Genomic DNA, 23,094 nt, shown 5'->3' with positions numbered 1-23,094 from the left:
ATCTACATCGATCGCAAAGGAGGTGATGCCGTGACAGGCTCACCGAAATCAGCCGGGTTCTCGCTCGTGGACGAGGCGTGGATCCCGGTGCTGGACGGTGCGGGACAACGTCGCGAAGTGTCGCTGCTCGGCCTCTTCGAGCAGGCCGGCGACCTCCGCATGATCGCCTGCGAACTGCCCACGCAGTCGTTCGCGATCCTGCGACTCGCGCTCGCCGTCCTGCACCGAACGACGGGCGGCCCGCCCGGCGACGGCGCGTGGCGGGAACTGTGGCGTGCCCCTGAGCTCCCGGTGGCGGATGTCGCCGACTACCTCGGAGCGTTCCGTCACCGTTTTGATCTGCTCCATCCGGAGTACCCGTTCTACCAGGTCGCGGACCTGCGAGCGGCCAAGAACAACACGTTCGGGCTCGAACGGATCATCGCTGACGTGCCCAATGGCATTCCGTTCCTGACCACCCGCGCCGGGAAAGGAATGAAGTCGATCTCGCCGGCCGAGGCGGCCCTGTGGTTGGTGCACTGCCAGGCCTTCGACCCGTCCGGTATCAAGACGGGTGCCGTCGGAGACCCACGGGTCAAGGGCGGGCGAGGATATCCGATCGGGGTGGCGTCTCTCGGGGCGTTGGGTGGCGTCCACCTTGAGGGTTCGACTCTGCGGGAAACGCTGCTGCTCAACCTGGTCCCGGTCGCCCCTGGCTGGCAGAACGCCGACGATCGAGACCTACCGGTGTGGGAGCGCGAGCCGCAGACGGCTTCCGAAGAGAGTGATGCGACCCGTGGCCCCTACGGACTGCTCAGTCTGTATACCTGGCAGTCGCGCCGCATCCGGCTCTTCGGCGACGTCAGTGGTATCACCGGTGCCATGATCGCCATCGGGGACAGGTTCGACTGGCAGGATCGGCACCTGCTGGAACCGATGAGTGTGTGGGGCCGTAGCGGGCCACGCGAGCGCGAGCAGAAGCGAACCCCGATCTACCTACCGCGGCCGCATGACCACAGTCGCGCCCTGTGGCGTGGTCTGCAAACACTGCTCCCCGCGCCACCACCACCCGGTGCCGAACCGCCACAGCGGCTCTCACCGATGGTGGTGCAGTGGCTGGCCCGACTGACTGTCACCGGGGTGGTCGGGTCGGACTTTCGGGTTCGTCCGAGGGCCACCAGCGTCACCTACGGCACCCAACAGGCAGTCGTCGACGAGGTGTTCAGCGACGCCCTGACCATGAACGTGCTGCTGCTGGTCGAACACTCTGAGCTGCGCACGGCAGCCGTCGACGCCGCAGCCGACGCCGAGAACGCGGTGAAGGTGTTGCGTCGGCTCGCTGACAACCTGGCCAAGGCCGCCGGTAGCCGGGATACCGACAGCGGCGACGCAGAACGGGCCGCCGAGCAGGCGTACGCCCGATTGGACCAGGACTTTCGCGACTGGCTGGCGCGACTCGGTCCGGACAGCGATCCGGCGGGCGAGCGCGCTTCGTGGCAGCGGTTGGTGCGTCGAGCCGCTCTTCGGCTCCGCGACGAACTGATGGCCGCAACCGGACCAGCGGCCTGGATCGGCCGAGCAGGCGTCGACCGAAACGGCAGAGAAGTTCACTACTCCAGCTCGCAGGCCGAGGCGTGGTTCCGCGCCGGCCTGGCCAAGGCGCTGCCCATGGCGGCCGAAACTCCGCAACAACGGCAGGAGGAACCAGCATGACCATGGTGGAAACTGATCCCTCACCTGCGCCGGCGCGCAGACCGTGGGTCCGGCGCCGCAAGGACCTCGGCGACCACGTTGCCCGCACCATCGCCAACCTGCAGGCAAGACTGCTCAGCGACGCCTCGCAACCGGAGGCCGTCAGCGCCCTGGCGCGGCTACGACGCGGCATCGGCCGAGCTCCGGGTTTCGATTTCACCCTGGAGCGGTACCTGCAGGTGCCGGAGCACCTGCTGGGTTATCGACCTGCCGACGATGCAGAGGCGGCCGACACCGAGCACGCGGTCCACGACGCGGTGACCCTCTACGCGCTGCACCAGCAGTCGCGTCGGGAGCGGATGCACGTGAACGGACGCGGACTTGGCCTCGCCATGGCTGAGCTTGTCCGTAAGTCCAACGGCCCGGAGGGGGTACGTCGCCGCTTCGCCGCACTCGGCACCGCCACCACGTACCAGGAGAGCATCTACCACCTGCGCAGTCTCACCACGATGCTGCGCGAGCACCAGGTGCCCGTCGACTACGGCCTGCTCGCCGACGACCTATACACCCTCCGCCAGCCTGGCGGCCGTACGCAGATCCAGTCGATCTGGGGCCGAGAGTCGTTCCGCAGCCAACCCAGCACCGACACCGACGCCCCTGAGGAGGAACCATCATGAGTCGCACCATCATCGACGTCTACGCCCTGCAGACGGTGCCGCCGAGCAACCTCAACCGCGACGACACCGGCTCACCCAAGACCGCTGTCTATGGCGGCGTGCGGCGCGCACGCGTGTCCAGTCAAGCCTGGAAGCGAGCCGTCCGGCTGGCGTTCGCCGACCTGCTGGACCGCTCCCAGCTCGGCGAGCGAACCAAGCGCGTGGGGGAGTCGCTCGCGACACGAATCAAGGCCCTCGACCCGAGTCAGTCCGACGAGACCGCGTCCGCGCTGGCCGCCGAGGTGTTCGTCGCTTCCGGCCTCGCCAAGGCTGAGAAGAAGAAGGGCGAGGTCAAGGACGTCGAGTCCGGCTACTTACTCTTCCTCAGCCACCAGCAGTTGGACAACCTTGCCGCTGCTGCGCTCGAAGCGGCGCGCACCGGCACTCCGCTTGACAAGGCCCGGTTCAAGGCGCTGGCCAACACCGATCACTCGATCGACATCGCCATGTTCGGCCGAATGATGGCAGACATGACGGACATCAACGTCGACGCTGCCTGTCAGGTCTCCCACGCCATCAGCGTGCACGCCGTCGACAATGAGTTCGACTACTTCACTGCGGTGGACGACCGGAAGGCCGATGCCGCCGAGACCGGTGCCGGGATGATCGGCACCATCGAGTTCAACTCGTCCACCCTCTACCGGTACGCCACGATCGACGTCGACGCCCTGCACCGCACCCTCGGCGACGCGGAAGCCACCCGCGCAGCCGTCGAGGCGTTCCTGGTCGCGTTCGCCCGCAGCATGCCGTCAGGGAAGCAGAACACGTTCGCCCACCGGACGCTGCCCGACGCGGTGCTGGTGAGGCTCCGCGACTCGCAGCCGATCAATCTCGTCGGTGCGTTCGAGACGCCCATCCGTGAGACGAACGCTGCGGGCCGCGTCGAACTGGCCGCCGCTGCCCTGGCCAAGCACACCGCAGCTGTCGAGAACGCTTTCGGTGAGCGGCCGGTCGCCAGCTGGGTCACTCAAGTCGGCGAGAAGACCGCTGTGCTCACCGACCTGGGCAAGGCTGTCAGCTTCAGCGAGCTGGTAACCGGGGTGGGAGATCACGTCGCCGTAGCGCTCGGCCAGCCAGCATGAGCGTCCTGCTGCTCAGGCTGGCCGGCCCACTGCAGTCGTGGGGGTCGTCCAGCCGCTTCGCCCGCCGAGGCACCGAGGTCGCACCGACCAAGAGCGGCGTCATCGGGTTGCTCGCGGCAGCCAGAGGTGTACGACGTACCGAGCCGCTCACCGACCTGCTCGGTCTGGAGTTCGGAGTACGGCTCGATCAGCCGGGGCAGATCCTGCGGGACTTTCAGACTGCCCGTTCTCTCGACGGCCGTCTCAGCGCGCCACTGACCTACCGCTTCTACCTGTCAGACGCAGCCTTCCTCGCCGCCGTCAGCGGGGAGAGCGAGCTGCTGCACGGCCTGGCGGAGGCACTGAGCCGGCCGCAGTTTCCCCTGTACCTTGGCCGCCGCTCCTGCCCGCCGATCGGGCCCATCAGCCTCGGCGTCCACGAGGAGACTCTCGACAATGCCCTGGCCTCATGGCCTTGGCTCGCCGCTGACTGGTACCGACGCAAGGCAGCCCCGACGGTCCGGCTGGAGATCATCAGGGACGCCCGACCCGGCGAGCCGGTCACTGAGACCGTGCCTGACGAGCCGGTCAGCTTCGATCCAGCGCATCGGCAACACACGTGGCGGTCGGTTCTGCGCCGGCACGTAGACGTCACCAACGATCGCTCGGATCGGGCAGACGTTGTCGAGCATGACCCGCTAAGCCTGCTGGGAGGCTGACGTTGTTCCTCACCCGGTTTCAGATCAACCCGGCCCGCAGGGGCGCACGGAAGCTGCTGTCATCACCGCATGCCATGCACGCCGCGGTCCGCTCGGCCTTCGCTAACCCCGAGGATCACGAGCGGGACGGCGCCCGTACGTTGTGGCGGCTCGACACGTCAGCGCCCGCGACCGTCTACCTCTACGTCGTCAGCCCTGGCCGTCCCGACCTCACCCATCTCGTCGAGCAGGCCGGTTGGCCGACTACCGAGACGTGGGTGACCCGCGACTACGACGGTCTGCTCCTCTCGTTGAGCACGGGCCAGGAGTGGGCGTTCCGACTGACCGCCAACCCAACCCACAGCGGCCGCAAGACCAGTGATTCGAAGGAGACGCAGCGCTTCGGCTTCCTGCGCGAGGACGCGCAGATGCAATGGCTGGCAAGCCGTGCCGACCGAAACGGGTTCGCGCTGGCACATCAGCAGGACGGACGTCCAAACGTGCGGCTGCACCGCAGCCAGACGCATGCCTTCAAGCGCGGCATGGGCACCGTCACCCTGACCACTGTCACCTACGACGGCATCCTCCAGATCACCGACGCGGATGCCTTCCGCCGAACGCTGACCAGCGGGATCGGGCATGCAAAGGCGTACGGCTGCGGGTTGCTCACGCTTGCACCCACCAGCTGACGCCAGGCTGACCAATGAAGATCCCAGGTGTGCCGCCAGCCGAGCTTGCCGATCTGACCCGCGCTGAGGACCGAATTAGCTTCCTCTACCTCGAGCGCAGCGTGATCCACAGAGACAGCAACGCGATCACCGCCACCGACGACCGAGGCGTGGTGCACATCCCGGCCGCATCAGTGGGCGTACTGCTGCTCGGACCTGGAACCAGCATCACCCACCAGGCCATCGCCCTGCTCGCCGACCACGGTGCTACTGCCATTTGGGTCGGCGAGCGGGGCGTGCGCTACTACGCCCACGGTCGCTCACTCGCAGCCTCCAGCCGGCTGCTTCTTGCACAGGCCGCTGCGGTCAGTCACCGTGATCGCCGACTCGCCGTCGCCCGCACCATGTACGCGATGCGCTTCCCGGGCGAGAGCACCGCCAATCTCACCATGCAGCAACTACGTGGCAAGGAAGGCGCACGCGTCCGCCGGACCTACCGTGAACACTCCCAGAGAAGCGGGGTCGCCTGGAGTCACCGTGACTACGACCAGGCCGACTTCGCTGCTGGCGACCCCATCAACCAGGCATTATCAGCCGCGCACGCCTGCTTGTACGGCATCGTGCACGCCGTCATCGTCGCGCTTGGTGCCGCGCCCGGGCTCGGATTCGTGCACACTGGGCATGAGCGCGCCTTCGTATACGACGTCGCTGACCTTTACAAGGCGGAGATCACCATCCCCGTCGCCTTCGACGTGGTGGCGAGCGGTTCGACTGACATCGGCGCGGACACCCGACGGGCCGTACGCGACCGTGTTCATGACGGCGCGATCCTCGCGCGTTGCGTCCGTGATATCCGGATGTTGCTCCTCCAGCCGCAGCCCGGCGGTGAGATTGAGGACGAGGATTCCCTCCGCCTCTGGGACGACAGCGGCATCGAATTGACTGCGGGCCGCAACTACGCCGACATCGGTGAGGTCGACTTCTGATGACCGTCATCATCCTGACTGCGTGCCCACCTGGGCTGCGTGGGCACTTGACGCAGTGGCTGTTGGAGTTGACTGCCGGTGTGTACGTGGGGCACGTCAGCACCCGAGTGCGAGACAGGTTGTGGACTCGGGTGACCGAGATGGCAGGCGTTGGCCGCGCTCTGTTGGTCTACCAGGTCCCCGGTGAGCAGCGGCTCTCGTTCGTGGCCCACGACCATCACTGGGTGCCGGTGGATCTCGATGGGGTGACCTTAATGCGTCGCCCTGTTGACCCGATCGTCAATCCTGCGATACCCGGCGGCTGGAGCAAAGCAGCAAGGCGCCGCCGGTTTGGGAAGCGCGGACGACCGGCGTAGTAAAAGCAAGGCGCGAGGAGCTGACCTTCGCCCTTGCATCCGGCGGCCGGGGAGTTCTGACCTTCTTCGCGTGCGCGGGAGAACCTCCCTTCGCGGTGTTCTTGTCCATCCCATCGTTAGGACCCCCGATGGCTGCGCGGGGAGCAGGCAGATGGAGTCGGAGTGCCGCATTGATGTCGGCCACGGCTCACCCGCGGATGCGCTGCAGAGCAGACCGAGTATTGCGGTTCCCAGTGGTTCGCGTCGAGATCACGCCGCGTGCGCGGGAAGCAGGCTACGGATCAGATCGCGCGCCGCCCCTCGCAGCGGATCACCCCCGCGTGCGCGGGGAGCAGTACAGCCCCGGGATCCGCTTGACGGTCCAGTCCGGATCACCCCCGTGTGCGCGGGGAGCAGGCTAAGGCGCTGGGCCAGCCCGCCGCCGACACGGATCACCCCCGCGTGCGCGGGGAGCGGCTTACGGTCATGAAGTACTGCGCCCACTCGTCACGATCACCCCCGCGTGCGCGGGGAGCAGTCGACGAGCTCGTCGGCGATGCGGTCCAGCCCGGGATCACCCCCGCGTGCGCGGGGAGCAGCAGCTCGCCCGAGCCGGTGCCGACGCGGACCTCGGATCACCCCCGCGTGCGCGGGGAGCAGGGGTCCACCTCGTCGAGGCTGACCCGCTCGAAGGGATCACCCCCGCGTGCGCGGGGAGCAGCTCGGGTACTTCGTCCTGCCCAAGGCTCTCGGCGGATCACCCCCGCGTGCGCGGGGAGCAGGGCCTCCTCCTCGGCCGAGGCGTCGTTGCTCGTGGGATCACCCCCGCGTGCGCGGGGAGCAGCGTTGGTGTAGACCGCCCAGACGACCGCCCCAGGGATCACCCCCGCGTGCGCGGGGAGCAGTCGACCATTCGAGCCAGCGACGAGAAGGGGGAGGGATCACCCCCGCGTGCGCGGGGAGCAGGACCGGGACGTGATCGGCCGCGCCGCGACGCTCGGATCACCCCCGCGTGCGCGGGGAGCAGGGTGTGTATCACACCGACCTGTATCAGGCGTCGGGATCCCCCCCGCGTGCGCCGGGAGCAGCTTCGGTTCGGGCACGTACAGCTCGATGAACTCGGATCACCCCCGCGTGCGCAGGGAGCAGTTGATCTCGTCGAGCTCGGCCGTGGTCAGGTACGGATCACCCCCGCGTGCGCGGGGAGCAGGCCGTCGCCCTGATCGCCGCCATTCTTCGTCTGGGATCACCCCCGCGTGCGCGGGGAGCAGGAGCGCGCCGGCCTGTCGCTACTGCTCGGCCTGGGATCACCCCCGCGTGCGCGGGGAGCAGGGCGGCGCGGTGCTCTACGAGCAGTCCGAGCCGGGATCACCCCCGCGTGCGCGGGGAGCAGGGTGACGGTGGATGCGACGTCGGGTCTGCCGGAGGATCACCCCCGCGTGCGCGGGGAGCAGCGACGGCCGCGACCGCGACGCCGACGCCCGAGAGGATCACCCCCGCGTGCGCGGGGAGCAGACCTGCGCGCCAGCCAGGTTCGCCGGGCTGACGGGATCACCCCCGCGTGCGCGGGGAGCAGTTGTTGTACCAGAGGATGTAGACGCCGTTATCCGGATCACCCCCGCGTGCGCGGGGAGCAGGCTGACCGGATGCTCGGTCCGCGAGGCCGAGAGGGATCACCCCCGCGTGCGCGGGGAGCAGTCCGTGCCCCCGGCCCTGGCCGCCCTGCACCAAGGGATCACCCCCGCGTGCGCGGGGAGCAGGACAGCCCACATAGGAGGGATACCCGGTGGCAGGGATCACCCCCGCGTGCGCGGGGAGCAGTGTGTCGGGCACGTTACCCCCGTAGCTGCTCAGGGATCACCCCCGCGTGCGCGGGGAGCAGGCGTCGGCCGGAATGGTGATCTCGTTATCCTCGGGGTCACCCCCGCGTGCGCGGGGAGCAGCCCCGGCATCCACTGACGCCGACATGCGGCAGAGGGTCACCCCCGCGTGCGCGGGGAGCAGCCCAGGAATACCCGGGGGTAGGTGTTACGACCGGGGTCACCCCCGCGTGCGCGGGGAGCAGGACCGCCACGTGAACCGGGTCGGCCACGTCGCCGGGTCACCCCCGCGTGCGCGGGGAGCAGACCCGCTTGAGCCACTCGGCACGGGTCCAGTAGGGGTCACCCCCGCGTGCGCGGGGAGCAGACTTCTTGACCTGCGGCGTTAGAGATCGACTTCGCGGTTTTTGTTCACTAGGTTCCGCAAGATCATTCCACTCGGTCTCGTTTGGCGTGGGGCTATCTAGGCGAGCGAGCCTGGCGACAGCCTAGCGGGTGAGGCTTGTGTCATACGACGAGCGAGCGCTGCATTGCCTGGCTGAGGGTAGGGGTCGGACCATGTGCCGGCGGAACGCGCAATGAGAGGCATGGGTGGAATACCCGACCCCCAGCCCACACCCTCGAACCAGTGACGTTCAAGCTCATCGAAGTTTCGTAACTGCTTCCCCACCTCTTCACAATCGGGTACATAGATGTACATGATCGTCGGAGACGGTTGTCGTCCATCCAGTTCCGAGGAGGCCCTCATGCGGGTAGTCCGACTCTCCGCCCGTTTCCCACGCGTCACGCGCCACGCCGGCGCAGTCGTCCTCGCCGCTGTCGCCTGCTTGGTTGACGTCAGCGCGCAGCCGGCGTCGGCCGCACCTCCCGGTATCCCGTCCAAGGCAACGGCCCAATCGCAGCTCAACGCCCTGACCGTGGCAACCCAAGGCTCGACCAGCGGCTACTCGAGGGATCTGTTCCCGCACTGGATCACGATCAGCGGTAGCTGCAACACCCGTGAGCAGGTCCTCAAGCGCGACGGCACCTCTGTCGTTGTCGACAGCTCCTGCGCCGCCACCTCCGGCCGCTGGTACAGCCCGTACGACGGCGCCACCTGGACCGCGGCATCCGACGTCGACATCGACCACGTCGTCCCCTTGGCCGAGGCTTGGCGCTCCGGTGCCAACTCCTGGACGACCAGCCGTCGGCAGAGCTTCGCCAACGACCTGAGCCGCCCGCAGCTGATCGCAGTGACGGACAACGTCAACCAGTCCAAGGGCGACCAAGACCCCTCCACCTGGCAGCCGCCTCTGTCGTCGTACCGGTGTACCTACAGCAAGATGTGGATCACAGTGAAGTACAGCTGGGGCCTGACCCTGCAGTCGTCGGAGAAGTCCGCCCTGCAGAGCATGCTCAACACCTGCAGCTCGTGACCAGACCCCCAGCACCCTGCGATTCGTAGTTCTAGTGGTTCACGTCCGCAAGCTGAGTCTTGTGCCTGTCGCGTTGACCGAAGCCCGATCGTCTGCGGCATGTGGTCTGCTGCGTCCTGAGCAATTAACGCTTGGACCACGGTCGTCGATATTCAGCAGGTGCCGCACGTCGGATCGTGGATGGACTCCGAGGTGCGATCAGGTCGGGCCGGGGATTGGTCCCGCCGGAAGGCGTATGTCCGCGGTCGTTAGCACCTGGCCCTTGCTTCTGCGCATCGGCGAGGCTGAGATAGCAACGCTGGCGCCGAAAGCCGGCGAGCCGGTACGTCAGCACCGCCACGGAGAATCATCCGCGTACGCAGGGAGTACGCCGCTCGAACGGCAAGGCAGTCCGGTATGCGAAATCACCCCGTCGGCGCGCTGGAGCAGTCCACCGCGCCGTCGGTCCTGAGATCATCCCCGCATGCGCGGGCAGCAGATCCTCGGCACCGGCCGAGGCAACGACCTCCCGGGATCACCCCCGCGTGGATGGGGAGCAGGGCCCGGCCCACGTTGAGCCTTTGAAATCCCCTCGTGCGCGGGGAGCAGTCTTCTTGACCTGCGGCGTTAGAGATCGACCCTACGATAGTCCACTTTGAATGAGGATCTACGGCTGGTTTCCATCAGGCTTGGGCCGTAGATCGAGGACCTCAGGCACATCGATCTCGCCGATCGGCCGCTGTAGAAGCAGCAGCAGGTCTTCCTGTCGTGGCTGACCGAAAGCGAGTCGGTACCTCACCAGGTCCGCCTTGAGTCGGTCGAACCGCGCCTGGTCGCGACTGAGCGGATAGGGCAGAACGTGCCGCTCGACTTTTGCTTCCCCCGGGAACACCCAGTACGGCGCGAAGTCGCCGAGCCCTCCGGACTCTGCTCGGGCGGCGTCATACAGGGCTTTCCACACATCCGGTTCTGACGAACGCAGGGCGTCGGCCCGGTGTGCCGCGGCGACGTTGCGCCGTACGACGTGGCCGCCGAAGCGATGCACCCGCCCCTCACGTTGCTCGAAGTCGACGGGGTTGGCAGGTGTGTTCCAGTGCACGACGGCCGAGCACCACTGGTGAAAATCGATGCCTTCCTGGCCGGCGCTTGTGGTGGCAACAATAAACGGCCAGAAGGGACTGTTGAAGGAACGCCGCACGACCACCTTGCGGTCGACCTGAGATTGCTCCTCGCCGCGCCCGCCGTAGCGCAGGGCGAAGCGCCCGGGCAGCTTGATTGGCCGCTGCGGGTTGTGCGGGTCGAAGGCTTCATACGTCGACTGTCGGCTGGCCATCGCCTGCCGCGCCTCGTCGGCGATCTTCCATAGCTCGTCGTCGTCGAGCAGGGTGTCCGAGGCCGCGCTGCGCAACGTGTGCAGGTGTTCGTCGAGAACGGCCTGCAGCCCGCCGGCGGCGCAGTATCGCAGCACCGCCCGCCAGTAGACCTTGCCCATTGCCAGGTGATCGAGGAGTTGTGCCGACTCCGGCCGGTTGAACAGGGAGCGCAGTCCGCTGGCGAGGAGCGCAGCGGCGCGCCAGTGTCCTGATGGGGTGACCTGGCTTCCCGGCTCGATCAGCCGGGACAGCGCACGCCAGGCGACGTTGCCGGGACCGTGCAATGCGATGGCCGTGATGCTGTCCATCAGCCCGTCCAGTTGGTCCTCCGTCGGGTAGGCAGCGTGGTGAGCCAAGTCGAGGGCTCGGGCCACATGCCCGTCTAGACCCGTAGCCGGCCCCTCGTCCGCGGAGGACCCGAGGGCGGTAGCGGGATCCTCAATGCCGGGATCGGCGCCGGGCCATTGGAAGAGCAGCTCCCACGGCTCGGCCGGACCTGTCAGCGCTGGCGTCGCATCAGCGGATGTGTGAGCGCGGAGCAGTTCGCGGACGTCTCGCTCGAAGGCGTCGAGGGGCGCAGTGTCGTTTGGTCGCTGTCGAGCTAGTGCTAGTGGGTCGCACACCTCGGCCAGGGCGGGATGGGGCCAGAAGAGCGCGAGGACGCTCATTGCCGCCGGGCGGCCGTTTTCGAGGCGGTAGTCGAGGTGCCGGTGTCCCTCTCCGGCGGCGCCCAGTCGGCGTTCGGCCTCGTAGCTGAGCAGACCTGCCACTGCGGTGGGCGTGGCGTTCCAGGATGAGAACAGCAGCCGCTTGGTGATGCCGTCATCTGCTGCGGTCGCGAACGGCTCGCCGAGCGCGTGGTAGGGGAGCGATGGTGGCAGCCACAGGAGTTGCCACCAGCCTCGGTCGACGGTGTCGGCGGCGAGCTGCCGTAGCCGGCTGTTGCCAAGGTCGACAGGCTCGCGTCGGCGGATCGTCCCGGCATCAAGCAACTGCGCGGGGGCCAGTAGTGCTGGTATCTCTGAGTCTGCCTGGTCATCGAGCGCCGCGCGGACCTTGGTGCCGAGCTGGTAGCCGTCGAGGAAGTTCAGGAAGTACGGTGCGGACTTCCAGTATTCGACGGTCATGGGAGCGCCGACGGACTTGGCAATCTTGCGCATCGCCACGTAGCTGCGCATGTCCTGCGGGTTGAGGTCGTCGGCCAGGGTGATGTGCTCGCGCAGCATCCCGTCCTGCCCGAGTAGGGGTCGCTCGGTGCGGCACATGACCGGTAGCAGCAGATCGCGTAGCCAGCCGCGCAGGTCCGCGCACGGCTCGCCGCGGACCAGAGCTTCCCGGTACGCCTCGAACGCCTTCGCCACATCGGCATGCCAGGACATGTCGTCGTTGAGGAAGCGCAGTACCTGTCGGAAGTCGCTGTAGTGGTCCTCGCCGGCAACTGCCTCTTCGGCGAAGGTGAACGGCTTGTACGGAGTGGCGGACAGCAACAGGACCCGTGCGTCCCGGTAGTCGAACAAGTGCCGGGCGAGCTCGGCGCCCTCGCCGCCGTTCGGGTCGAGTAGCTCCCGGAAACGCTGGAACTCGTCGAGGATGATCAAGTCTGGTTCGAGGACCTCGACACCCGCAGTGGCCAGCGCCGAACGAAGATCCCCGGTAAGCCTCCGGGCACTCTCTCGTAGTGCGTCTGGCAGCTTCGGACGCCGGCCGATGCCGTCGAGCAGTGCGTTGAATCTGTCGAGGAGTCCCCGCTGGCGGGCCTGGCGCAGAAACTCCGTGGTGATCGTGGGATCGATCTTTCCGCCAAGGTTCTCCCACAGCCGGTCGCACTGGTCTTCGAAACGCTCGGGGTTCGCGACGCCCGCCTGCAACGCGCGCAGTGCGGCCCGAGTGCGCCAGCCGTTCCACGAGCCCGCCCGTTCAAGGATCAAGAGCAGCAGTGCGCGTTCCTCCGCCGTTCCGGTGCGCCAGCCTTGGTCGAAGGAGGTGCCGGGGGTGAAGGCGACCAGGTTGATTGGTTTGCCGGCGGCACCCGTGGCGGCGTTGAGCTTGTCCGTGTGCTTGGCGAGCAGGGTGAGCCGGCTGGACAGCGTGACGGTCTCGTCGGGAGTGACCCGCAGCCGGCCGATGTTCTGCCGCGCCACATCCTGGTTGGAGCAGACATAGATGACGTCGACCCGCTCGACGCTGTCGTCGTCCTGCAGCCGCTGCAGGGTCTGGGCGATCACGCCGCGGGCGACCACACTTTTACCGAGGCCGGTCTCGTCGGCGACCAGGAATCGGCGGGTCGGGTTGGCGCCGAAGTACCGGTCGATGACGTGCGCGACGGTGGCGCGCTGGAAGTCTTTCAAGCCGGCCATGACCGGGCCGGCGTCGTACCGGCTCATGTGCGCACCGCCTCTGTCATCGCTACCTGCGCTTGCGTGACGACCTGCCACAGCTCGGTGAAGCCGGGTGGCAGCAGTCGCTTGCCGTCGCCGCTGGCCTCGATGCGGCTGACGAGCCGGGCCAAGTCGTCGAGTTGCTGCGGCCGGTCAACGAGAGCGTTGAGGAGCAGTTCGAAAATCCCAGTTCCGCTGGTACGCCATGCGCCGCCCGCTTCAGCGCCACCGCTAACCAACGCGGCGGCATCAGTGCCGAGGCCGAGCATCAGAAGCAGGAACCGTAGGAACTTCTCTGGCGTGTCGATCTGCTGGGCGATGACGTGATCGAGGCGGTGCAGGGGATCGCCGACCAGGGTGGCGAGGACGACTGCTTGTTCCCGACCGCTGCCGTTCTCAGCGGAAACGATGATGAACGGGGTGATGTCGACCAGCGCAAGCCCGGTGAACACGGCGTCGACCGGCTGTCCCGACGCGAGCACGGTCGCCTCACCGCGACGAGTGTGCAGCTGCGCGGTGATCCGTACGCCTGGCACTTCGGGCACAGTGTCTTGGGAGGTCACCCGGAGCCGGTAGCTGTCTGCCTCGGGCATGACGGTAGCTAGCAGCGGGGTCGCCGCGAGGTCGCGGACCAGATTGCGGAGGCGGTCCGCTTCGGGATCCAGTTCGGCGGCGTTCTGGCGTTCGTAGGGTTCGAGGATCTCGCGAAGCGCTGCCTTCGGGCCAAGGAGAGCGTCGATACCCCACTGAGCACGGCCACCTACCAGCTCGACCAACAGCTCGACGTTGCCGTCGAACGCCGCGCCTGTGGCATTTGCGGAGCCGAGGAAAACCCGCGCCTGATGGCCCTTCTCCACCACGTACACCTTTGCGTGCAGCCCGCTGAGTACTTCCTGGCCTGACGGCGATTCCTCAGCTGGCAAACCGGCCAAGGCGTTCACAACGAACGTCTCGGAACCGGCCAGGCTCTCTTCGGGCAGGCAGTCGAGAGTTTCCTGCCGGCTCACCAACGCCAGCTTGCCGCTCGGTGCGCACCGGTCCAGACCCTCGGGGGTGCAGAATGGGGAAATCACTAGGTGACGCGTCCCTGCGAAGTCCGGTGGCGAGGTACGAGGAACTCCTAGCGCATGGAAAAACATCTCCCGGGCGCCGTCGGGGTACTCCCACGCGGCTCGACGTAGATCCTCGCCCAGCGCTTCGACCGCCGCCTGCCGATCCGGCGGCAGGGGCGCGACCGCGAGTCGCAGCGTGTGTTGCAGCAGGTCGAACAAGGGCCTGTTACCCGCCACCCGGCGGGTGCCTGGGTAGCCTTCGAGGCGCAGGCACACGTCCCAGCTGCGGTCCTTGGTCAGGTTGCGACTGAGCACCAGCAGCCGCAGCGACGTCTCCCCGGTCGCTTCGTCCTCAAAACGCAGCGCCCACAGCTTCGGGTGGAACAGCCGACCCGGCTTGGGCCGGCGCACTTGGTGCACCATCGGCTCAACGAACGCCAGCAGCGCCGACTTCGTCGGTGGTACGGCGATCTGCCCAGCCTGGCAGAACACGTCGATCCGGTCGGCGCACTGCCGTACACCCTCCATTACCGCGATGGGGTCGGTCGTCTCGCGTAAGCCGTGTGCGGCGAAGGCCAGCGGGGCGACCAGCAGACTCTCCAGATCCAGGGTGAAGGTCAACGCGACGGCGCGGGACAGCCGCATACCCGGTGGCGGGCGCAAGGCATCGAGCAGCAGCGAACGAGAGTCAGGCGCGAGCATTCGCAACCTCCGAGTCAGCGGCACAGCCCTCGTGGATGTCGACGAGGATCCGGCGGACTTGAGGCCATCGATACACCAGCCGTCGGCTGCCGGAGGCGCCACTCCACGTACGCAGCAGCTTGTCGTTGATTAACCGTGACTGCCCCTTCTTCACCGTCCGCTCCCGTTCGGCCACGAGATTGCGCAAGCTCTGGTCCGCGGCGGCCGCGGCCGCGGCTCCGCTTGCGACTGCATCGAGCCAGCGGTCAATGAACCGGCGCGCAGCGACGTTCGACGCTATCCGCGGATTCCTCTCGATCAACCGGTCCCACATGTCCGACCGAGCCCAGCCCTTGAGGCCTTGCTCCGCCGACACGCGCTGGTTCCAGCGCGACAGCTTGTCTCGGTACCTGTCCACCGGCGCCTCACGCTCGGTCAGACCGGTCTCCTCGTACCGCTCCGCCACGAGGAGGTTGTACAGCAACGCCGCGCCGTGGATCGCCAGTGAGAACAGTGCCGCGTCTCGTACCAGCGAGCCGATCGGCTCCGGCGCGGTCAGCGCCGCAGGCTCCTCCCATGGTGCGTCGCTGTCCCAACCGGGTCGATGCTCGGGCTCAAGGAGGTACGCCAACAATGTGCCGGGCGCCGCAGTGAGGATGCGCTCTCGCAGCCAACGGCCCTCATCCGGCGTCAGCCTCAATCCACCCTCAACCTCGTCTGGAAACTTCGACGGTCGGGCCGGCAGCGTTGGGTGCCAGATCCCGCTCGCTCGCTCCGTCAGCTCATCGGCGTCGGTCAGTCCGGCCACTCGGCGGTTCGATGCGCCCTCATCGTCACCAGTGCGGATGCCGTACTCGAGCAACGCCGCCGCATAGATGCTCGACGGCAGCGTCTGCACTCCGATACCAGCCCGACGACCGATCACGCCATCCGTGTCGTCGCCTTTCAGCAGCGCGGCGATCACCTTTCGTTCGATGCGGTCCACCTGCGCAGTGAGACGGTCACCGTGCAGTCCACGCCGCTGCGCCTCCTGGTAGCACCACGGCACGATCAGTAGGTACCGCGCCCGGGCCTGCAAAACGGAGGTGCCCGGGAAAAGTAAGTCACTGAACGCGTCCCGGACCTGGCCGATGCCCAACTCGTCCCGGCTCTCCGTGTCGCTGAAGAGCTTGAGTAATTCCCGCATCCGATGTTGATCGTCGCGGGAACTGTCCAGCCAGCTCAGTCCTGAAGCCATGGTTACCTTCCGGTTACGCCGCTGCCAAGCCGAGCAGCCCGGCGAGAGGGTAGGTAGGCAGAGCGATCCATCCCTCGGAACGCGCGGCTGCCCGCTGCTCGTCATCCGGCCTGCTCGCCTTGCCGGTCGCTGCGGCACGGGCGACCAACGATGCGACCACCGCGTCGAACGCGTCATGGCTGCGCCGCACCAACGCCTCGAACGCTCCAAGCTCCAGCCAGGGCGCGGCCCCACACAATGCGGTGACGAGTTCGGAATGCTGGACCTGCTGACGGCGCCCCTTGTAACCGCGGTGCGCGAAGCCCCAACGGCTAAGGGCCGCTGCCGGGTACACCTCGACGATCTTGCCGTCACCGCAACGATCGACATCCTGACCATCGGCGGCGAGCATCGCCAGCAAACCGGCGCAGCGGAAGGCGGCGTGCCCGATGCGGTCCGCAGCCACGCTGAGGGGGATGATTCCGGTCTCCTTGCGCACCACTTCGTCAGTCTGGCGATAGGCCAAGTGACGCCGCCAAGGTCCGCCCTCGCCGTCAGGGGGCCTCACATGGCCGACCTGGTGGGTCGTGACGAGGGCGACGAACGGCTCCGGCCAACCGAGCGGGCAATCCAACCCGGTCTTGTCCGCGTGCCGGCTCGCTTCGACGATCCGAGCGTCACTGATGTCGAGAGCTATCTCCCGCACCACTGCCCGGCCTGGTAGCCACTCGATCGCGGCCGTCGCCGTATGTTCGTCTGCGGCTGCGAGGTCAACGCCGAGGGTTAACACTTCACCACTTTAGGTACCGCTGGGGTCGGCGGTCATGATCCGATCGATGGTCGTTGTAAGACGTTCAGCCGTATACGAGTACCAGCATGGCCACGAGGCAGGCTCTTCGTTTGCCACGGCCGTCGGACACGATGGCCGGCGATGACGATGACCGGCAATAAGCCGAGGATTCCACTTTGTCTAGGTTCGGCAGATGGTGGATTCGGCTTATCCCTGCGTGCGCGGGGAGCAGGACGCGAGCACCACCGAGCGGGCGTCACCCTGGGGATCAACCCCGCGTGCGCGGGGAGCAGCGGGACGTCTTCAACTACATCCACGACAACTTCGGATCACCCCCACATGCGCGGGGAGCAGCACGATCGCCGTCTGCGCGAGCGTCATTGACCGGGATCACCCCCGCGTGCGCGGGGAGCAGCACGGTGTAGACGTTGGCCATGGTGTCCTCCTGGGGATCACCCCCGCGAGCGCGGGGAGCAGAGGTGAGCGAGCGCCGCGAGGCGGCAGGAGAGCGGATCACCCCCGCGTGCGCGGGGAGCAGTCGCCGTGTCGTGCCGGGCTCGCATGACGGCCGGGATCACCCCCGCGTGCGCGGGGAGCAGGCTGCCGCCGGAGACGAGCAGGTGCGGCGACTCGGATCACCCCCGCGTGCGCGGGGAGCAGGGTGTTGGCTCTGTCTTGGCCTGCCTGCTGCTGGGATCACCCCCGCGTGCGCGGGGAGCAGCTTGTCCTGGGTGGATTATTGCTGTTGGGAGCGGGATCACCCCCGCGTGCGCGGGGAGCAGGGCATGCGCCCGCCGGGTAAGCCGCCCGTGTCGGGATCACCCCCGCGTGCGCGGGGAGCAGGACAACCCCGACGCCGACGAAGCTACCGCCGAGGATCACCCCCGCGTGCGCGGGGAGCAGGACGGCGCCGGCCTCAAGATGGAGATGGTGCAGGGATCACCCCCGCGTGCGCGGGGAGCAGCTGTATGACATTTACCGGGTGACCGTGTGGCGGGGATCACCCCCGCGTGCGCGGGGAGCAGGCGCCGGCCGGGTTGACGGCGCGGCTGTCTGTGGGATCACCCCCGCGTGCGCGGGGAGCAGAAGAACTCCGAGGCGTCCTGGTTGAGGTTCATCGGATCACCCCCGCGTGCGCGGGGAGCAGGTCCACGGTCCGTCGGTGGCGGCGTCGACGAGCGGATCACCCCCGCGTGCGCGGGGAGCAGGAGACGCGGGCGAACGCCGGCACCGATGCCAGGGGATCACCCCCGCGTGCGCGGGGAGCAGGTTTTGCCGTCGCAGTCGCGGACGGTGGCGGGCGGATCACCCCCGCGTGCGCGGGGAGCAGGCCTTGGCGAGCGCGAGGAAGAACGTGACGACGGGATCACCCCCGCGTGCGCGGGGAGCAGGTCGACGCGCAGGCCGAGGTGACCACCGTCCTCGGATCACCCCCGCGTGCGCGGGGAGCAGGATTCCCGGTCGGTTCAGGGTGCGTCGGAGCGGGGATCACCCCCGCGTGCGCGGGGAGCAGATCTTCTCCCACGACCGCTTCGGGTCTTCAGCCGGATCACCCCCGCGTGCGCGGGGAGCAGACTTCTTGACCTGGGGCGTTAGAGATCGACTTCGCGGTTTTTATTCACTAGATTCCGCAAGATCATCCTACTCGGTCTCGGTGCCTGTTAGTGCAAGGAGGCATCCGGAGGGCAAGCGAGTTCGGCTACAGCGTAGTTGGTGAGGCGCAAGTGAGACGGCCAGCGTCGTCTACCGGCTGAGCAAAGGTAACGTCCGCGCTCGCCACCTACGAGCGCGGTCAGTGGGCCCACGAACGCGAGGTAGGGATGATAAGTGGAACTCCGTCGGTACCCTACGTTACCGGCTGATCTATGCCAATGCCGATCGCCTGAGCCTGTCGAGTAGCGGGCAGAACATCGCCGGGTGGCTTGTCCGTAGTCACGGCGGCGCGTACGGTCGGTCGTAAAGCTGGCCTCGTCCAGCTGCTGAGCCTGCTGCTATGCCGCCCAGTTGTGCGGAGCCCGATGAGTCGGCCATCGATGCCAACGGGCTAAGACCCCGCCTGCGGCGCGCCTTCGGATCCCTTTGGTTGCAGTCGTCGACGAGCCCGCTGCGTGTTCCTCCGCATCGGGCAATGCCTGGCTCGCTGCCGCCTCACGCCGGTTAGGTGCCACGACGTTCCGGTGTGCCCTCACCTGCGAAGGAGTGCCCTCATGACCTCGTACGCAATCCGCAGCTGCAGTGAACCGCCAGCGTCAATGCGCTGGCTCGCCCAGCAGTTTCCGCATCGGGCCTGGCTCATCGCCGACCTGCAGGGTCGTATCAGCCGCGCCCCTGCAGCCATCCACGCCTGCGCACCTGAGCCAGACCGATTCGGCCAGGCGATGGAACGGACACTCGCCCTTGACCTGTGCGAAGCACCGCCATACCTGCACCTGATCAAGCAGCTGCCTGCGGCCGGAAGGCGGCGCCTGCTCGCCACCGCCGGATACGCGCCAACCACCGACACTCCCGACGGGCCGTGGCGCAAGACCACCGACCACATCCCCGGCGCTCGACTGTTCACGGTGGGCAGCCTTCTCCCCGACCTCAATAAGGCCGTGCATGCACGCCGGGCGAACCCGGACGAGGCGCGGGAGGTGATCGAGGCAGTGCTGCGCGACCGGCGGGCCATCACCGCGTACGCGACCGCCGCGCACGCCGCTCGCCCTGCCTTCGCCGCCTTCTGGGCCAGCTACACCAGCGGCTTCCGCAACGCGCTGCGCGGCTGCGGACCCGTCACCGCCTCTCTGAGCCTGCTGGGCGGACTTCGCATCGCCGACTTCCTCGCCGGCACCACCATCGTCGAATACAAGACGGGCCATTTCGACGATGCCTATCAGCTGGATGCACTCGCCGAGCAGGTGCTGGCCTATGCCCTTCTCGCACCAGGCTCCGGCCATCTGGTCACCGCAGTCGTCATGTACCTCGCCCGCTACCACGTGCTGGCCCGCTACCCTCTCGACATGTTCCTTGCCCGCCTCGCCGGGCAACCCATCGACGTCACCGGAGTTGGCCGTCGCTTCGCCGCCGTCGTTGAAGCAGAACAGCCAGCACGTCGACCAACTGGGCTCTGAACCGAGAGCCAGCACCGAGCTGGAAAACCGATGCCGAGGCTCAGCGGTGCAGTCGAGGACGGCGGGATTGGTCAGTGGGATAGGGCGTCGGGCGTCGGCAGGCCCAGCGCCGTGAGGAACCGTGCGGCCTTGACCTCGACGAAGATCTCGGCATCGTCCAGGTCGTCGTCATCCTCGTCGTCGGGGCCGATGTCTGCCGGGTCGAGATCCGCGGCGAGATAGGCGGTCAGTTCGCCTTCCTTCGCGCTGCGCTCGATGTCGCTCGCCCCACCGCGCTGCTGTGCCCACCAGACGCTTAGGCCGGCAGCTTCACGCACGACGTCAGTTGGCGCCGAGGCGTCCGGATTCTCGAAGTACGTGCGCGGGGTGTAGCCCAGGTAAGCGATGCCGCTGCCTGGACCGGCCGGGCGGTAGGTGAGCGTTGCGATGTCGCTGTCGTGGATATCGACTAGCAGCCACGGCTCCGGAAGGGCCGGCTGTTCGTTAGCTCCATGCGCCGTCCACCGGCCTCCATCAAAGAGGTAGGTGCCGAAGAATCCCACGGTGATCTCCTATACCGGCTGCGGCGGCTGTTCGGCGCCGAGCTCGCAAATCATCGCACGGTGGCGCGCGTACGGCGGCGTGGCATGGCGACTGGCGGGTCTGTGGCTACTGGTCGTGCCGAAGGTTGTGAGGCATCAGCACCCCTGCCGTCTGTGGTCTGGGTTGCAGTCGGGGAGGTGTTCGCTTGCGTCCGTCAGAGTCGGTGAAGGCCGTCCCGCAATTGGCGGATGACGTCCCACTGTGCCTGGTCGCCCGTGGGACGGGGGAAGCCGCCGTGCCGGAAGGCCCAGTTGAGGTATGACACCAGGGGCATGCGGGCCTCGCCCACGAAGTACGCGTCGGCGGATGCATCGGGCAGGGTGATGCCGTAGGGGCCGCCGCCGCTGACGTTGTCCTTGTGGTAGTGGTCGGGTGCGACGGGCAGCAGGAATGGTTCGTCCAATTCTTCCTGGTCTTCCTGCCACGCCTCGATCTCTTCCGCGAAGTACTCGCGGATGTCGCTGTTCGGGTAGCGGGAACCCGCCAACTCCAGCACCAGGGGGTCGGCCGCAGCCGAGTTGGGCCATTGCGGGTGTGTTCCCACCAACCACACGTCGCCCACGATCCGGATCCAGGACGACAGCACCATCGGGAGCGGACCGAGACGCTGCTCCAGCCAGTGAAGGAGCTCTTCCGCCTTCGGGCCGGGTGGCGTGTGCGGCTCTGTCGGGGTCTGGTCGTCGTCGTTCTGGTGGAATCGGTAGCCCTGCTCGCGCAGTCGCGTGACCAGTGTTTCGATGTTGCTCCGGGCTCGGCGGGCCATCTCGTCGCATACCGCCTGCGCCTGCGGGGCGAAGGCTGGCTCACGGACACGGCTCCCCAGCTGCCGCATCTCATGCCATACCCGATCTTGTTGCCCGGCGACGTAGCGGTCTACCCAGTCCAGGTGCTTTGTCATCGCGATCATGGTGCCGCAGGTGATCTCTTGAAGCAACGGTCGTGCGACACCGCGCGTCCAATCTCGCGGGACCCATCCGGTCCGCCGATCGACGCTTGGTGGGCCGCCGATGGTCGCGCAAGGGAGGAGTTCGTCCGGACTGCCTGGCATGGGAAGCGCTTGACGATCCGCGGTAACGAGCCCGGTAACGGCAGGGATCGCAACGGGCGGATGAGGCGGTGACCACCGGCATGAACCGGCATTTGAAGGCGTCGTTACTATCCGTTTTTAAGGACGTTTTAGCCTGTTCTGACACAGCGTGACAGAATCGTTGTAAAACTGGGGGTCAAGGGGTCGTCGGTTCGAATCCGGCCGTCCCGACCGATTGACCTGGGGAGATGAAGATCTTCTCCGGTAACGGCGGTAACATCCGGTAACGGATGATCTTTCTCGGCGGTAACGGCGTGGATGGTTGGCCGTCGGCGCGCGTGCTGTAGATCGCTCTGGCCTGCCGCTTCGTCGGCGTACTGGATGGAGCGGCAGTTTGGTTCTTGATTCCGCGTCAAGTGCTACAGCTGCCGCCAGATGTCGCTTCGTCGGTCGGCTGGAACCAGATTTGGGCACGGTGAGCTCAACATGGGTCGTCCTGCGGCTGCCGCCTGCCTAAGAGCGCGTTTCACATTGCTGTCAGTCGGGTGTGTTGAAGGTGAGGCGTTGTTGGCGGGTGGCGGGTTCGCCGCGGGCGAGGCGGCGGAGCATGCCGCCGAGGGCGGCCCATCGGATCATGGCCTCTGACGTTGCGCGGTGGGTTTCGTAGTCGCGGGCCAGGCGGCGGTGGGCGGTGATCCAGGCCAGGGTTCGCTCGACGACCCAGCGGCGAGGGTGAACGACGAACCCTCGTTGGTCGGCGGGTTTGCGGACGATCTCGACGGTGGTGCGCAGCAGGTCGCGGGCCCAGTCGACGAGGCGACCGGCGAAGCCGGTGTCGGCGAAGACGTGCCGGATCGGGGTGGTTGCGTAGGTGGCGAGCAGGGCGCCTTTGGCTCCGTCGCGGTCCTGCCACGAGGCGGCGAGGACCCAGACGGTGACCAGGAGGCCGAGGGTGTCGGTGACGATGAACCGTTTCCGGCCGTTGGTCTTCTTGCCAGCGTCGTAGCCGCGGAAGTCGCGCGGCACGGTGTCGGCGCCTATGACGCTCTGCGAGTCGATGATGCCCGCCGTCGGCTCGGGCTCGCGGCCGTGAGTCACCCGGATCTGCTCGCGTAGTTCGGTCAGGATCCGCTCGGTCACACCCGGTCGTTGAGGCGGGTGAAGTGGGCGTACACGGTTTGCCGCGGCGGGAAGTCGACCGGCAGGTACCGCCACGCGCAGCCGGTGCGCACCACGTACAAGATGGCGTCGATGACGGCCCGGCGGGGATGCTTCTCGGGTCTGCCCATCCACTGCGGAGACGGCAGCATCGGCTGGATGATCTCCCACTCGGCGTCGGTCAGGTCAGAGGGGTACCGCCGCACTCGATCCATACCCGTCTACCGACCGAGTCACCCTCATCGATCGGACCTGCTGTGCGACACACCCGACCAACCCACAAACCAAACGCGCTCTAAGGAAGCAAGGGCTGCTGCCACCCACTGCGGACGAGACGATCAGGTGCTACGACGAGCTGAACAGCAGCGGATGCGGAAC

16 protein-coding genes and 2 CRISPR repeat arrays are annotated in these 23,094 nt (G+C 67.3%); of the genes, 9 read left to right on the top strand and 7 right to left on the bottom strand.

The genetic code is table 11. The features are described 5' to 3' along the window. Positions 1-30 precede the first annotated feature (30 nt). The 8 genes from casA (at position 31) to KBX26_RS02655 (ending at position 9,370) form a co-directional block, all read left to right on the top strand. A complete protein-coding gene (gene casA / locus KBX26_RS02690; RefSeq protein WP_210864615.1) occupies positions 31-1,692 on the top strand; it encodes a type I-E CRISPR-associated protein Cse1/CasA in 1,662 nt (553 codons plus the stop codon). Next, on the top strand, positions 1,689-2,348 hold the full coding sequence (casB, locus tag KBX26_RS02685; RefSeq protein ID WP_210864614.1) for a type I-E CRISPR-associated protein Cse2/CasB: 660 nt from the start codon (positions 1,689-1,691) through the stop codon (positions 2,346-2,348). Before casA ends, casB begins: the two co-directional genes overlap by 4 nt. After that, positions 2,345-3,469 (top strand): type I-E CRISPR-associated protein Cas7/Cse4/CasC, encoded by a 1,125-nt coding sequence (cas7e, locus tag KBX26_RS02680; RefSeq protein WP_210864613.1) that lies wholly within the window; start codon positions 2,345-2,347, stop codon positions 3,467-3,469. Before casB ends, cas7e begins: the two co-directional genes overlap by 4 nt. Beyond that, on the top strand, positions 3,466-4,167 hold the full coding sequence (gene cas5e / locus KBX26_RS02675) for a type I-E CRISPR-associated protein Cas5/CasD (protein WP_210864612.1): 702 nt from the start codon (positions 3,466-3,468) through the stop codon (positions 4,165-4,167). The genes cas7e and cas5e overlap by 4 nt, the downstream gene beginning before the upstream one ends. Before the next feature lie 2 nt (positions 4,168-4,169). Further along, positions 4,170-4,835, top strand: a complete 666-nt coding sequence (gene cas6e, locus KBX26_RS02670; RefSeq protein ID WP_210864611.1) for a type I-E CRISPR-associated protein Cas6/Cse3/CasE — start codon at positions 4,170-4,172, stop codon at positions 4,833-4,835. 14 nt (positions 4,836-4,849) lie between these two features. Next, on the top strand, positions 4,850-5,800 hold the full coding sequence (gene cas1e / locus KBX26_RS02665) for a type I-E CRISPR-associated endonuclease Cas1e (RefSeq protein ID WP_210864610.1): 951 nt from the start codon (positions 4,850-4,852) through the stop codon (positions 5,798-5,800). Continuing rightward, a complete protein-coding gene (gene cas2e, locus KBX26_RS02660; protein ID WP_030331040.1) occupies positions 5,800-6,156 on the top strand; it encodes a type I-E CRISPR-associated endoribonuclease Cas2e in 357 nt (118 codons plus the stop codon). The genes cas1e and cas2e overlap by 1 nt, the downstream gene beginning before the upstream one ends. Positions 6,157-6,404: 248 nt before the next feature. Continuing rightward, positions 6,405-8,322: direct repeats of the CRISPR family, unit length 25 nt; unit sequence TCACCCCCGCGTGCGCGGGGAGCAG. A 379-nt stretch (positions 8,323-8,701) separates the two neighbouring features. Further along, a complete protein-coding gene (locus KBX26_RS02655; RefSeq protein ID WP_210864709.1) occupies positions 8,702-9,370 on the top strand; it encodes an HNH endonuclease family protein in 669 nt (222 codons plus the stop codon). Between the two features lie 646 nt (positions 9,371-10,016). On the opposite strand, the gene KBX26_RS02650 is transcribed toward KBX26_RS02655, so the two are convergent. From KBX26_RS02650 to KBX26_RS02635, 4 genes are read right to left on the bottom strand one after another with little or no spacing between them, the layout of a single operon-like run. Then, positions 10,017-13,106, bottom strand: a complete 3,090-nt coding sequence (locus KBX26_RS02650; protein WP_210864609.1) for a helicase-related protein — start codon at positions 13,104-13,106, stop codon at positions 10,017-10,019. Next, on the bottom strand, positions 13,103-14,854 hold the full coding sequence (locus tag KBX26_RS02645) for a phospholipase D family protein (protein ID WP_210864608.1): 1,752 nt from the start codon (positions 14,852-14,854) through the stop codon (positions 13,103-13,105). The genes KBX26_RS02650 and KBX26_RS02645 overlap by 4 nt, the downstream gene beginning before the upstream one ends. Continuing rightward, entirely contained in the window at positions 14,841-16,070 is a 1,230-nt protein-coding gene (locus KBX26_RS02640) for a DUF6361 family protein (protein ID WP_210864607.1), read from the bottom strand. The genes KBX26_RS02645 and KBX26_RS02640 overlap by 14 nt, the downstream gene beginning before the upstream one ends. Before the next feature lie 13 nt (positions 16,071-16,083). Then, a complete protein-coding gene (locus tag KBX26_RS02635; protein ID WP_210864606.1) occupies positions 16,084-16,839 on the bottom strand; it encodes a DUF429 domain-containing protein in 756 nt (251 codons plus the stop codon). Between the two features lie 204 nt (positions 16,840-17,043). Further along, positions 17,044-18,413: direct repeats of the CRISPR family, unit length 28 nt; unit sequence GGATCACCCCCGCGTGCGCGGGGAGCAG. A 633-nt stretch (positions 18,414-19,046) separates the two neighbouring features. Between KBX26_RS02635 and KBX26_RS02630 the strand changes: the two genes are divergently transcribed. After that, positions 19,047-19,949, top strand: coding sequence for a hypothetical protein (locus tag KBX26_RS02630; protein WP_210864605.1), 903 nt, complete (start codon positions 19,047-19,049; stop codon positions 19,947-19,949). A 71-nt stretch (positions 19,950-20,020) separates the two neighbouring features. Here KBX26_RS02630 and KBX26_RS02625 read toward each other — a convergent pair whose 3' ends face one another. From KBX26_RS02625 to KBX26_RS02615, 3 genes are all read right to left on the bottom strand, one after another. After that, positions 20,021-20,491, bottom strand: coding sequence for a hypothetical protein (locus KBX26_RS02625; RefSeq protein WP_210864604.1), 471 nt, complete (start codon positions 20,489-20,491; stop codon positions 20,021-20,023). Between the two features lie 194 nt (positions 20,492-20,685). Next, positions 20,686-21,429, bottom strand: coding sequence for a hypothetical protein (locus KBX26_RS02620; protein ID WP_210864603.1), 744 nt, complete (start codon positions 21,427-21,429; stop codon positions 20,686-20,688). Between the two features lie 666 nt (positions 21,430-22,095). Next, positions 22,096-22,931 (bottom strand): IS5 family transposase gene (locus KBX26_RS02615; protein ID WP_245233603.1). Its coding sequence is split into 2 segments (ribosomal slippage): positions 22,096-22,700 and positions 22,700-22,931, totalling 837 coding nucleotides; the frame shifts between segments, so codons are not numbered across the junction. Positions 22,932-23,094 lie beyond the last annotated feature (163 nt).

The organism is Micromonospora sp. C97 (assembly GCF_018070385.1).
Taxonomy (GTDB): domain Bacteria; phylum Actinomycetota; class Actinomycetes; order Mycobacteriales; family Micromonosporaceae; genus Micromonospora; species Micromonospora parva.
This window is presented reverse-complemented; position numbering and strand designations above follow the sequence as displayed.